Below are 13,468 nucleotides of genomic sequence, written 5' to 3' on the forward strand. Positions count from 1 at the left end.
TTTAATTAAGGTTGTTGGTTTGGGGTATTATCCACTGCAAAAGAGATAAAAACGCCGAACTTAAACGTTCGGCGTTTGATATTTAGAAATCATATGAAGTTTGCAGGAACAAGGTCCGCGGTTGACCCACATATTTCCCCCCTGTAGAGTCAGATGAGCGGGTATAGTATTGCTTGTCAAACACATTCTTTATCCCACCCGCTATTTTTAAGCCTTTGAGCTGATTACTAAAGTCATAGCCTGTGCGTACGGCAAAAGTTGAGTAACCTGGAATATCACCCGTGCGACCATCTGCAGTTTCTTGGGTTTGATAAATATCACCTGAACCCGGCGCATGTTGTTTTGATTGTGCAAACATATCTGCATTCACTGACCATTGATCAACTTGATAGGCTAAACCGAGGTTACCGACGTGGCGTGAATAAAAAGGCAAGTCTTTGCCTTCAAACTTACCAGCTTCAGAAGTTGCTTTGGTAAAGGTGTAATTTCCGTAGACCTTGAGTCCCTCTAGTGCATCAGCGAGTTGACCGAAATCATAACTGAGCCCAGTTTCAACACCTTTATGGCTGGTTGCACCCAAGTTTGTCCAAATTCCAGTCCCAATTGCATCAGGACGTTCTAACATCAGTTCTTTATCAAAATCTAAATAAAACACCGTCAATTCAGCACTTAGACCATTGCCTAAATACTTGGTTCCGATTTCATAGTTTTTAGATTTTTCAGGATGCAAGCCATCAAGCGTGGTAGAAGCAATATTGGTCTTCTTGTCAACGGTTACTAACTGGTTATATTGCTGTGGGCCAAATGACACACCTGCATTGGCAAATATATTCCAGTTCTCATTGGCTTTATACAGCACCGATAGGCTCGGCAAGAATTCTTCTGACTTGATTTTTGGGTGAACTGTATTGGTGGCGGTACCATCTTGATAAGCTGTGAAATCATTGTGCGTATCAATCGATTCAAACCGAACCCCAGGCGTAATCACCCAATTCGCGAGGCCAAAACGGTTGTCGATATAAATGGCGTGCGCTTTGGTACCGCCGTCACTGGTGGTGTTGGCGATACGTTCACCAGGTTTCCCTGTGAGGGTGTTGTAAGAAGCTGTGCGTCCAGAGAACTCAGAACTTTCTTCCTGTAAATAACGATAGCCAACAGTCACTTCATTATCCATACCTGCCCAACTGTAGGCACGTGAATAACGTGGTTCAATGCCGAAATAATTATAATCACGTGGTGAGTTACTGAGTGTATTGGTACCTTTATTACCAATGGACTCTAAGTCGCTGGTACGAAAAGAGTCAACGTAATAACCCAATACTTCAAAGTTATTCAATTCATCTTTATGGCTATATTTCACAGAAATATCGGAACGGCGGCCTGCGAAATAGTTGCGGCTTTGATTGGATTGATACGGATTATCAGCAAATTGTGCTGCCGTTAAACCTTCAGGCATTTCACCACGGCCTTCATAATGATGTAGATTGACGGCAATCGCATCCTGATCGGTCCATTGGTAGGCGGTTTTTAACATGACATCATCAATATCAATTTTATTATTGGCTTCACGATAGCCATCACCTTTGCTGCCTGAATACAGTAAGGCCAGCCCTAAACCATTATCGAGTGTGCCGCCAATAAACAGATTCGGTGTGTACTTGAGTTGGTCTGTCCCCGTTGCAAATTCAGTGGTTAAACCGACTGAACCTGAAAATTCTTTGGGGATTGCCCGTGTTGTAAAGTTGATAATCCCACCGACATTTTGTGGCCCAAAGCGAACTGAACCTGCACCACGCACCACGTCTACAGACTCAATATTACCCATTGATACAGGCGCTAAAGATAATTGTGGCTGACCATAAGGCGCGAATGAGAGCGGTACACCATCCATGAGAACGGTAGAACGTGGGGAGAGGCGTGAGGTAAGCCCGCGTACCCCAATATTTAAAGAAACATCACTGCCACCCGTACCATTGCTGTCTTGGACTTGCACTCCGGGAATTTGTTTTAAAGCATCACGAATAGAAGTCGTGGCAACCTCATCTAAACGTTTGCGGTCAATAATGCTGCGTGCGCCTGCATGTTGTTGAACTTTTTCAGCATTGGCATTGTCCAGCCAATTGCCTTGCGCCTGAATGGAAATTGTTGCAAGCGTTTGCGTTTCAGCGGGTTGTGCTTCATCGGCAAAAACAGCTTGAGATAACCCAAGTAATGAAATGGTGATGGCAAGACTGAGAGAGGAAGGCTGGAACTGTATTAATGAAGCAGCAGAACGAGATGCAATTTTCATAACTGTGGTCAATACTGTAAATTTCCCGAATCTTAATCAGTTATTGCACCGAATGAAATAAGAACGATTATCACTTATAACTATGAAATGAGTTAAGTTAATTGTTTTTTACTCAAAATATTTTTGGCTATTTCAAACAATAAAAAACCGTGCTTAAGCACGGCTTTTTGTTATTGTCAGAGCAATTATTTAAATTGGATTGAACCATTGGCACTGACCGTGATTTTTGATTCACCTGCTGCCATATCCTGAGCAGGGGCTGCTTCAGCCATGGCAAACTTGGCCATGCCACCGCGCATCATTGGTTGCGGGAAGTAGTTGCTGGTATTCAGATTTAAACTGACAAGGTTATATTGGCCTTTATTCCATGCTTGGGTGATGGCTTGTGCACGTTGTTGAAAGTTCTTTGATGCTTCGATCATCAGCTCATTTTCAACTTTTTTACGTTGCTCATCCGATACGGTGAAATTAATCGACTGGGTCTGGAAACTTTGCTGTAATTCGCTGATCAACTGGCTTGCGGCTTTAAAGTCTTTACTTTCCAGCTGGATTTCTGCGCGAGCACGCCATTCTTTCAATTTATTGCTGTCATTGTCATACACGGGGTAAGTACTTTGGGCACCTGTTTCGACTTTGACCTGTGAATATTTACGTGCAATTGCTTGCGCTTGATTCATCAGCTGGTTGATCTGATTAGAGAGTTCAGCAGGTTGTTTATGACTTTTCTCAATAAACAGAACGGCACGCATTTCATCATTGGCAACCTGTCGTGAGGCATCCGCTTGGATATTGACGATGTTGTAGTTCAAGTTCTCCGTCTCGTGAGCAAAAAGGCTTGGGCTCAATGCTGCCCCGATCATTAATGTAGCAAGTGCTAAAGTACGCATAAAAATGTCCTTAGAATTTGATATCGAAAATTTATTTTTACCAGTTCGATATTAAAAAGAACTGATGGGGAACTTCTGCATATTTTGTGGTGACTTTGTAAGAGATTAGCAGTGTTTTGCAACAGAAAAATAAAACAAAAGATATTAAAAATCAGTTTATTAGATGGGGTAATTTGACCATTTATCTAAAAACGCAGGCGGGATTAAAAAAAGCTTACTTTCTTTAGCTTGTCACATAGTATGATGATAATCCATCATAGTTATTGGAATGAAATATTTTTTCAATAATTTAGATGCATGTAAGACACAAAAAGTGTTTATTTTATTTCAAAATTAGGTATCATCTCGCTCCTAGTTGAAAGATATAAACAAGTGTCTGCACTAGATTCTAAAAAGCACCGAGTCAAACGACCGCAAGTCACCAGACTTATTTCTTTTACCCATATCAGAGATGGTAATTCGATATGAGCGTTACTTCCGTAAATCCTGCCGCTAATGCAACTAACGAATATTATCTGACTCGCCAAAGTCAGATGGAATCGAATGTTCGTAGTTATCCACGTAAATTACCGTTAGCGATAGCAAAAGCACAAGGCTGTTGGGTTACTGATGTTGAAGGTACAGAGTACCTTGATTGTTTAGCTGGGGCAGGAACATTGGCTTTGGGCCATAATCATCCTGCGGTGATTCAAAGTATTCAAGACACATTGGCAAGCGGTTTGCCATTGCATACTTTAGACTTAACGACTCCTTTAAAAGATGCGTTTACTGAAGCGCTTTTGGCTTATTTGCCAGGCGGTCAAGAAGAATATTGCCTACAATTCTGTGGTCCATCTGGTGCAGATGGTACAGAAGCAGCGATTAAATTAGCGAAAACTTATACGGGTCGTAGCACAGTGATTAGTTTCTCTGGTGGCTACCATGGTATGACGCACGGCGCGCTTGCAATGACAGGTAACCTGTCAGCGAAGAATGCGGTGAATGGCTTAATGCCAGGCGTGCAATTTATGCCATACCCACATGAATATCGTTGCCCACTTGGTTTAGGTGGGGAGGCAGGTGTTGACGCTTTAACTTACTTCTTTGAAAACTTCATCGAAGATGTTGAAAGTGGTGTAACTAAGCCTGCAGCTGTGATCCTTGAAGCGATTCAAGGTGAAGGTGGTGTTGTTACTGCACCAGTAAAATGGTTGCAAAAAATCCGTGAAGTGACTGAAAAGCACAACATCGTTTTAATCTTGGACGAAGTTCAAGCTGGTTTTGCACGTTCAGGTAAAATGTTTGCCTTTGAACATGCTGGAATCGAGCCTGATGTTGTGGTGATGTCTAAAGCGGTCGGTGGTAGCTTACCACTTGCAGTATTAGGTATTAAACGTAAGTTTGATGCTTGGCAGCCTGCGGGTCACACGGGTACTTTCCGTGGTAACCAACTTGCGATGGGTACAGGTTTAGCATCACTTCAAGTGATCAAAGAACAAAACCTTGCTCAAAATGCGCAAGAGCGTGGTGATTTCTTACAAGCTGAGTTCAAGAAACTTGCGCAAGAATTCCCATGTATTGGTAACGTACGTGGTCGTGGTTTGATGATCGGTGTAGAGATCGTTGACGAGCGTAAACCTGCGGACCATATGGGTTCATTACCTGCGGACGCTCAATTGGCTGCTGCAATTCAGACGGCTTGTTTCAACAATAAATTATTGCTTGAAAAAGGTGGTCGTAACGGTACAGTTATCCGTTTACTTTGCCCGTTGATTATCAATCAAGAAGAATGCGTAGAGGCGGTTGCTCGCTTCAAGAAAGCTGTTGCTGAAGCATTAAAAGCAGTACGAGGCTAATTCATGGTTGATTTTGCAGAACATCGTAAAGCGTTACTCTGCAATGATGCTCAATCTATTGCTGACTATCAGTCAGCAATGGGCGAGGCGGTAACTGCCGTTTCAGCATGGTTGCAAAATGATAAAATGTACACTGGTGGTAGCATTAAAGATTTGCGCGAAGCAATCTCTTTTGCACCTTCAAAACAAGGTTTAGGTGTACGGCAATCATTACAACGTATGGTTGAGCTTTTCCTCAACAAAAGCTTAAAAGTACATCACCCACATTCACTTGCACACTTACACTGCCCAACTATGGTGATGAGCCAGATTGCGGAAGTGTTGATCAATGCAACCAACCAATCGATGGATTCATGGGATCAAAGCCCAGCGGGTTCGTTGATGGAAGTGCAACTCATTGATTGGCTTCGCCAAAAAGTGGGCTATGGTGTAGGTCAAGCAGGTGTGTTCACGTCTGGCGGTACACAGTCAAACTTGATGGGTGTATTGCTGGCACGTGACTGGTGCATCTCGAAAAACTGGAAAGACGAAAATGGTAAGCCATGGTCGGTTCAGCGTGATGGTATTCCAGCAGAAGCAATGAAGAACGTCAAAGTCATTTGTTCTGAAAATGCACATTTCTCTGTGCAAAAGAACATGGCGATGATGGGGATGGGCTTCCAGTCTGTTGTCACTGTTCCTGTGAATGAAAATGCACAGATGGATGTTGATGCACTGGAAAAAACCATGGCGCATCTTCAGTCTGAAGGCAAAATCGTAGCCTGTGTTGTTGCAACTGCAGGTACGACAGATGCTGGTGCGATTGATCCACTCAAGAAAATCCGTGAAATCACCACGAAGTATGGTTCATGGATGCATATTGATGCAGCTTGGGGCGGTGCACTGATTCTTTCAAATGACCATCGTGCAATGTTAGATGGAATTGAATTATCAGACTCAATCACGCTTGATTTCCATAAGCATTATTTCCAAAGCATTAGCTGTGGCGCTTTCTTGTTGAAAGACGAAGCAAACTATCGCTTTATGCATTATGAAGCAGAATATTTAAACTCTGCGTATGATGAAGAACACGGTGTACCTAACCTCGTGTCTAAATCATTACAAACGACACGTCGTTTTGATGCATTGAAATTATGGATGACGGTTGAAGCATTAGGCGAAGAGCTTTATGGTTCGATGATTGATCATGGTGTGAAATTAACACGTGAAGTTGCAGATTATATTAAAGCAACAGCGGGTCTTGAATTGTTGGTTGAACCACAATTCGCTTCAGTCCTGTTCCGTGTGGTACCAGAAGCTTATCCGGCTGAATTTATCGATAGCTTGAACCAAAATGTGGCAGATGAACTGTTTGCTCGTGGTGAGGCGAATATTGGTGTAACCAAAGTCGGTAATGTTCAATCATTGAAGATGACCACTTTAAGCCCAGTTGCAACGCTTGAAAATGTTCAAAACTTGCTTGCACTTGTGTTGGCAGAAGCTGATCGTATTAAAGATGCAATTGCTGCAGGAACTTATGTTCCAGCGATTGATTAATTTCAATTTGGTAGACGCATCAAACTAAAAAAGAGGTCTTGAATAGACCTCTTTTTTATTGCCTATTAAAATTGAATTTAAGCATAGACTAGGCCGCAAAAATTGGATTGAATCCCATTTTTCTTAAGAGTCGGCGATACATACTTGAGCTACGGTCTGCTGGAAAATGTGCTTCCATCGATAAATCCAGGGGGAGATATTCAGGTTTCTGGGTTTCGACAATCAGTCGATCTTCTTCAAAAATCTGTAAATTAAATGCATAAGCATCCTCAACAGGTAAATCCTTGTCATAATTACGGCAGATTGGTGCAAATAACCGAGTTTGTCGCGCGCTTACAGGAGAGGCCGCATTCATGATCACCTGCTTGCTTTGATTCGGAAAATGGATGGTCAGTGTTGCCGTAAAAGGTAGACTGATTTCAAAATGTCTGAGCCAGTTGAAATTGTCCTGCCCACGTTGCACTGTGCCAATCGGATAGCGTCCGACACTGCTGATATAATCTGCATCGAAGCCATAACTAGTTTCTGTGGTGCTATAGTCTGGTACTTCAACATCATCAGGGTCACCAAAACTATCAGGATGTACCCACGCAAAATGGGCAACATCAATGAATCCTTCGAGTTGCCGACCCGCAAAACAATTTAAATCGACAAAGGGGCATAGCAGTTGTTGGTAGTCTGCATCCTCCCAGTAGGGCATGTTAGGAATAACGGGTTGCTCATTCGGGCGAGCTGCTAAGCAACACCATATCAGTCCGTACTTTTCTGTGGCAGCATAGGTTTTCAAATGAAAGCGATCAGATATTTTATGCTGTGGATGTGCTGGAATGCGATTACATTTGCCTGCATGTCCAAAGCGTAATCCGTGGTAGCGACACACAATGCCTTGCCCGTCATGATGGCCTAAACTGAGGGGCACACCGCGATGTGGGCAAACATCTTTTGCAACAATCAGTTCATCTCCCATTTTGTAAATCACCAGTGGCATATCCAGCAACATGGCTGCTGTTGGCTGTTCTGAAATATCACGGGCGAGCGCAATCGGATACCAGTGCTGAGCAAGCAGCTGCCAATCATGCTCTGAAAATGTCATGTGTACAGGTAAATCCGTATGCTTAAACGTTGTAATCACTTTGCTGTTCATCTTCTTATCTTCTGGTGCATTTGTATTGAATATAGCGAAGCCAGCTGTTCTAAGAAATTTCAATTAATTGAATGAAGTGTTGTAACTTTTAGAACGCAGAAGCTGAGATGGTATTACATAAAGGCATGCATTTGGCTTGCTGTTTAGTTGCATTCTGTCCAGAGCCTGTTGGATGGTTTTTTATGATGAGAAGGTAGAAAATTGTCGCTGTTCTGCACAAACTGTGCATCTTTAATCTAAATCAGAAATAATTATGCATAAACTGTGATGCACAAATTCCATATTGTAGTGAGAGATGCTCAATATTTTGATGGATAGATGTCATCACTTTTGCACTTGAGACCCAGAGCTGAGGTCGGATCAGGCAAAACATCATGATTACAATGAATAGAAGGAACAAGGCATGCAACACTTGAATATGCAAAACCAATTTAAACTGATTATTAACGGTCAATCTTGTCTCGGTGAATCAGGCGAACTTGAGATTATCAATCCTGCAACAGCTATTGTTGCAGCAAAGTGTGCGCAGGCTTCGATTGCACAGGTGAATCAAGCAATTGAGGCAGCAAAGCAAGCTTTTGGAAGCTGGCAACGCAGTTCTCATGAGGAACGCAAAAGCATACTGAATAAGATTGCGGATGGGATTGAACAACATGCCGAAACTTTGGCAGAGTTGATTGTAGTTGAGCAAGGCAAACCCTTGGCATTGGCACAAATGGAAGTGCAGGGTGCGATTGGCTGGACACGTTATACCGCAAGTTTAGAAATGCCGGTTGATATTATTGAAGACAGTGAACAGAAACGAATTGAACGTCATTATCAGCCCTTAGGTGTGGTGGCTTCGATTACGCCGTGGAACTGGCCGTTGATGATTGCGGTGTGGCATATCATGCCTGCCTTACGTGCAGGCAATGTGGTGATTAATAAACCATCTGAATTTACCCCTTTGGCGACGTTAAAACTCTGTGAAATTATTCAACAAGAAGTGCCTGCAGGTGTGATTTCAATCTTAGTCGGTAAAGGCGACGTCGGTGAGGTATTATCGACTCACCCTGATATCGCCAAGGTGGTTTTTACAGGCTCGACCAAGACGGGTCAGCACATTATGTCGGGTGCGGTAAAAACCTTAAAACATTTGACCTTAGAGCTGGGTGGTAATGATGCGGGGATTGTTTTACCTGATGCCGATCTTGATCAAATAGCCAAGCGAATTTTTAACGTGGCATTTTTAAATGCTGGGCAAACCTGTGCTGCTTTAAAACGTTTATATGTGCACGAAAGCCAATATGACGCGCTAGCACAAAAACTGGCCGATATTGCCAATGGCCAAAATGTTGGAGATGGCATGGTAGCAGAGACGACTTTTGGGCCCGTGCAAAACCAGATGCAATATCAGAAAGTAAAAGCCTTAATTGCCGATGCACTTGCACAAGGTGCCAAGGCTTTGTCGGGGGATCAGACGGTGCCAGAGCAAGGTTATTTTATTGCACCAACCATTTTAACTGGACTAGATGAAAGTTGCCGTGTGGTGCAAGAGGAGCAGTTTGGTCCTGTTTTGCCGATTCTAAAATATAGCGATATTGATGATGCGATTGCACGCGCCAATGCCAGCGAATTTGGCTTAGGTGGTTCAATCTGGTCTTCTGATTTAAAAGCCGCGCAATTTTATGCATCGCAATTACAATGCGGCACGGTCTGGGTCAATACCCATGCAGAGATTGTTCCACATGCACCGTTTGGTGGCTGGAAAATGTCAGGCCTTGGTGCTGAGTTCGGTTTGGAGGGTTTGCTGGAAAATACAGTAGGACAAACTGTACATATCAATAAAATTTAAACCTTCATATTTTTAAGGCGGATCTAATATCCGCCTTTTTCTTTTTATGCATGGTGCTGCTTAAAACGAGGTTTATGTGGCTGGATGGTAGCTGTGACCCTTGGATTTGCTGAGAAAGTGATTCTGTTCTTTGATTTTTTTTAACACAATGTAAGATTTTATGTGACCAATAAAACCATAAGACAGTAGTCGCTCTGTGACGAATTGGGACAGCTGTTCCAGATTTTCTGCGACGACTTTTAAAATAAAATCAGCATCGCCGCTAATTGAAAAAGCATCTTGAATATTGTCCTCAGCTTCAATTAAGTCCTGAAAGGCTTGCTGTGACTTGGCCTCGTGAATGCGTAAGTTAATGTGAATCATCGCGGTAACCTCCAAGCCTAAAGCTTGTTGGTGGATGCGGGCGGCATAACCCAAGATCACGCCTTTTTGCTCCAGTAACTGTCGTCTTCTGGAACATTGTGAAGCTGATAAACCGATTAAATCTCCAACTTCCTGATTGGTGAGCCGTCCATTCTTTTGTAAGGCCTGAATGATTTGCCAGTCGAACTTATCCATTGCATAAAATCCTTTTATGATACACAAATATTGTATTTTTATTAAAATGCGTTTTTATTATGCACGAAATTTAACAGGTAGATGAAATATTATTTTTCTATGGAATAAAAAATTGACTTGAAAGGATGTAGAGCAATGTTCATAGAAATCGGTGATTTTTTAAATCTTCGTCTAAAACAAATGGGTATCCAACATCTCTTTGGTGTACCTGGTGATTTTAACCTTTCTTATCTCGAACAAGTTGAGGCAGATGCCCAACTCGAATTTATTGGTAATTGTAATGAATTAAATGCGGCTTATGCGGCTGACGGTTATGCACGGATCAACGGCTTTGCTGCTTTGACAACGACCTATGGGGTCGGTGATTTAAGTGCGATTAATGGCATTGCAGGTGCTTATGCTGAGAATGTACCAGTGGTGCATATTTCTGGGATTCCGCCTTTACATGTGGTGCAGAAAGGAACTCTGGTTCATCACACGCTGGTAGATGGTAACTACGACAACATCATGAACTGCATGAAAGAGTTCACGGTTGCACAGACCCGTCTAACCCCAGCCAATGCCGCCTCTGAAATTGACCGTGTGTTACGTCAATGTTTCCTTGAACGTCGACCTGTACATATCCAGTTGGCATCGGATATTACTCACGTCAAAATTGAAGTGACAGATCGTTCACTCGATTTATCTTATCCGAGGGTTGAGCCAGAGCTGTTGCAAAGCGCAGTCAGCAAACTGTGCGAAGTGATTGCACAAGCCAAACGACCAGCGTTGCTGATTGATAATGAAGCCTCTGTTTTTGGAGTGACATCGTTGCTCAGTGATTTATCACAAAAATGTTCGATTCCCTTTGCCAGCATGCTGACGGCTAAGAATATTATGGATGAAGGTTCACCGCGCTATGTGGGCACTTATGTCGGTGGGGCGAGCCAAGTACATGTGCGTAATACTATTGAGCAATCAGACTGTCTGATTGGTGTCGGTGTGCGTTTTACCGATGTCGGAACAGGGGTGTTTACTCATCAAATCGCCACTGAGAACTATATTGAAATGAAACCGTATGGTTTGACGATTTTCGGTCAAGATTTTCCAGGGATTGAGATTGGACAACTCCTGGTTGAGTTGAATAAAAAAGTTGCACCACGGAAACTGAGTCAACCGATCATTGAGAAGCAAGCGCAACAAATAATCAATGCGCCTGAACAGCAAAAACTCAGTCAAGACATCCTTTGGAACTACGTTGAACGTTTTCTCAAAGAAGATGATGTGATTATCGGTGAAGTTGGGACTTCTAACTCAGCCTTGGCGGGGCTAAGACTACCGGCAACGGCAAAATATATTGCTCAACCACTCTGGGGTTCAATTGGTTATACCTTACCTGCTTTATTAGGCAGTTTGTTGGCCGCACCTGAACGCCGTCAAATCCTATTTATTGGTGATGGTTCATTCCAGCTCACCGTACAGGAACTTTCGACTATTATCCGTCATGGTCTCAAGCCAATTATCTTCTTACTTAATAATGGGGGCTATACCATTGAGCGTTTGATCATGGGCGAAAATGCGGCTTATAACGATGTTCAGGACTGGAAATATAGCGAGATTCCAAATGTTTTTAACGGTAGCCAAGACTATAAAAGCTGTGTGGTAGAAACTGCAGGACAGTTAAAAGTGCTCTTGGACAACACGCATCAATTCGACGGATTGACCTTTATTGAGCTTAAACTCCCAGCCATGGATGCACCAGCCAGCTTGAAAAAGTTTGCATCGGTGATTGCCCGTTTTGATTACGGCGACCGAGGCTATGAAATTTTAAAGCAACGTGCCCAAGTATCGCCGTGTAAAAAAGCAATTTCCTTCTGATCTGAAGGAAAGTCAAAATCTTCAAATTTATAAATTGATAAGAGAGCGAATCAGATTCGGAGCTTCATGCTGAGCTTCGAATCATGCGCTGTATAAAAGGTGTACAGGATGTGACACACACATTGGAGATAACATGATGGATGTAAACAATAAACATGAGTTAAAACAAGGATTGTCCAATCGGCATATCCAGCTGATTGCGCTTGGTGGTGCGATTGGTACAGGATTATTTTTGGGTCTGTCGCAAACCATTAAACTGGCAGGGCCCTCTATTTTATTGGGTTATGCGATTGCTGGTGTGATTGCTTTTTTAATTATGCGCCATTTAGGAGAAATGGTGGTTGAAGAACCTGTGAGTGGTTCATTTAGTTATTTTGCCAATAAATACTGGGGCCGTATGGCAGGCTTTATGTCGGGCTGGAATTATTGGGTGCTGTATGTGTTGGTCAGTATGGCTGAACTGAGCGCCATCGGGACCTTTATTCAATTTTGGTGGCCAGACGTGCCCACTTGGCTGACCGCCTTGGTGTTCTTTGTGTTGATTAATGCGATTAATCTGGTCAATGTGAGATTCTTTGGTGAATCTGAGTTTTTGTTTTCCTGCATTAAGATCGTCGCGATTTTAAGTATGATCGGTTTTGGTGCTTATTTATTGCTTTCTGGTTCTGCAGGTCCACAGGCGGGTATTGCCAATTTATGGCAACACGGTGGCTTTTTTCCACATGGCACGCATGGCTTTATTATGGCACTTGCAGTGATCATGTTTGCCTTTGGTGGGCTTGAACTGATCGGGATTGCCGCTGCAGAAACCAAAAATCCTGAAACCACCATTCCTAAGGCGGTGAATCAGATTGTGTACCGTATTTTGATTTTCTATATCGGTGCAATCGGGATTTTACTGTGTCTTTATCCATGGAATATGGTGGCAGAAGGGGGCAGTCCTTTTGTGTTGATCTTTCAGTCTTTGAACAGTAACGGCGTTGCCAATGTGCTCAATTTCGTGGTGTTGATTGCAGCAGTTTCTGTTTATAACAGTTGTATTTATTGTAATAGTCGCATGTTGCATGGTTTGGCCGAACAGGGTAATGCGCCTGCGATATTGAAAAAAGTGAATGCGCGTGGAATTCCTGTTCCTGCGGCGATTGTCTCTGCTTCGGTTACGGCGGTATGTGTGTTGGTCAACTATTTAATTCCGGGTGAAGCCTTTCAGTTATTCATGATGCTGGTGGTTGCGGCACTGGTGATTAACTGGTTAATGATTTCCGTCACCCATTTGAAATTTAATAAAGCAATGCGCCTGAAACAACATCAGACCAAATTTAAAAGTATCTGGAGTCCATGGAGTAATTATCTCACCATCAGCTTTGTCTGCTTTATTTTGATTATTATGGCGATGACCCCTGATATGCGTCTGGCTGTGATTCTCGGACCGATCTGGTTGGCGATTTTAGCGGCGATGTATGTCTTTAAATATCGTAAAAAAGTGCTGGTTCTGCCCGAAGCACAGTCCAATCTTTAAATAAAAAA

Annotated in this window: 9 protein-coding genes; 5 read left to right on the top strand and 4 right to left on the bottom strand. The window is 42.8% G+C overall.

What is annotated here, in order from left to right; all coding sequences use genetic code 11:
• Positions 1-82 precede the first annotated feature (82 nt).
• Together F957_RS15120 and F957_RS15115 are read right to left on the bottom strand one after the other, a co-directional pair.
• Entirely contained in the window at positions 83-2,290 is a 2,208-nt protein-coding gene (locus tag F957_RS15120; protein ID WP_016541291.1) for a TonB-dependent receptor family protein, read from the bottom strand.
• Positions 2,291-2,475: 185 nt separating this feature from the next.
• Positions 2,476-3,177, bottom strand: a complete 702-nt coding sequence (locus F957_RS15115) for an SIMPL domain-containing protein (RefSeq protein ID WP_016541292.1) — start codon at positions 3,175-3,177, stop codon at positions 2,476-2,478.
• A gap of 464 nt (positions 3,178-3,641) precedes the next feature.
• Here F957_RS15115 and F957_RS15110 point away from each other — a divergent pair, with 464 nt between their 5' ends.
• Positions 3,642-5,012, top strand: a complete 1,371-nt coding sequence (locus F957_RS15110) for a diaminobutyrate--2-oxoglutarate transaminase (protein ID WP_004652118.1) — start codon at positions 3,642-3,644, stop codon at positions 5,010-5,012.
• 3 nt (positions 5,013-5,015) lie between these two features.
• Entirely contained in the window at positions 5,016-6,548 is a 1,533-nt protein-coding gene (locus F957_RS15105) for a pyridoxal phosphate-dependent decarboxylase family protein (RefSeq protein WP_016541293.1), read from the top strand.
• A gap of 88 nt (positions 6,549-6,636) precedes the next feature.
• On the opposite strand, the gene F957_RS15100 is transcribed toward F957_RS15105, so the two are convergent.
• Positions 6,637-7,692 (bottom strand): Rieske 2Fe-2S domain-containing protein, encoded by a 1,056-nt coding sequence (locus tag F957_RS15100; RefSeq protein ID WP_016541294.1) that lies wholly within the window; start codon positions 7,690-7,692, stop codon positions 6,637-6,639.
• 403 nt (positions 7,693-8,095) lie between these two features.
• Between F957_RS15100 and F957_RS15095 the strand changes: the two genes are divergently transcribed.
• On the top strand, positions 8,096-9,526 hold the full coding sequence (locus F957_RS15095; RefSeq protein WP_016541295.1) for an aldehyde dehydrogenase family protein: 1,431 nt from the start codon (positions 8,096-8,098) through the stop codon (positions 9,524-9,526).
• A gap of 72 nt (positions 9,527-9,598) precedes the next feature.
• Here F957_RS15095 and F957_RS15090 read toward each other — a convergent pair whose 3' ends face one another.
• Positions 9,599-10,084 carry an Lrp/AsnC family transcriptional regulator gene (locus F957_RS15090; protein ID WP_004652123.1) on the bottom strand — a complete coding sequence of 162 codons (486 nt, stop codon included), beginning with the start codon at positions 10,082-10,084 and terminating at the stop codon, positions 9,599-9,601.
• A 135-nt stretch (positions 10,085-10,219) separates the two neighbouring features.
• Between F957_RS15090 and F957_RS15085 the strand changes: the two genes are divergently transcribed.
• Positions 10,220-11,941, top strand: a complete 1,722-nt coding sequence (locus tag F957_RS15085; RefSeq protein WP_016541296.1) for an alpha-keto acid decarboxylase family protein — start codon at positions 10,220-10,222, stop codon at positions 11,939-11,941.
• 136 nt (positions 11,942-12,077) lie between these two features.
• A complete protein-coding gene (locus F957_RS15080; RefSeq protein ID WP_016541297.1) occupies positions 12,078-13,460 on the top strand; it encodes an amino acid permease in 1,383 nt (460 codons plus the stop codon).
• Positions 13,461-13,468: the final 8 nt, after the last annotated feature.

The organism is Acinetobacter gyllenbergii CIP 110306 = MTCC 11365 (genome assembly GCF_000413855.1).
Taxonomy (GTDB): domain Bacteria; phylum Pseudomonadota; class Gammaproteobacteria; order Pseudomonadales; family Moraxellaceae; genus Acinetobacter; species Acinetobacter gyllenbergii.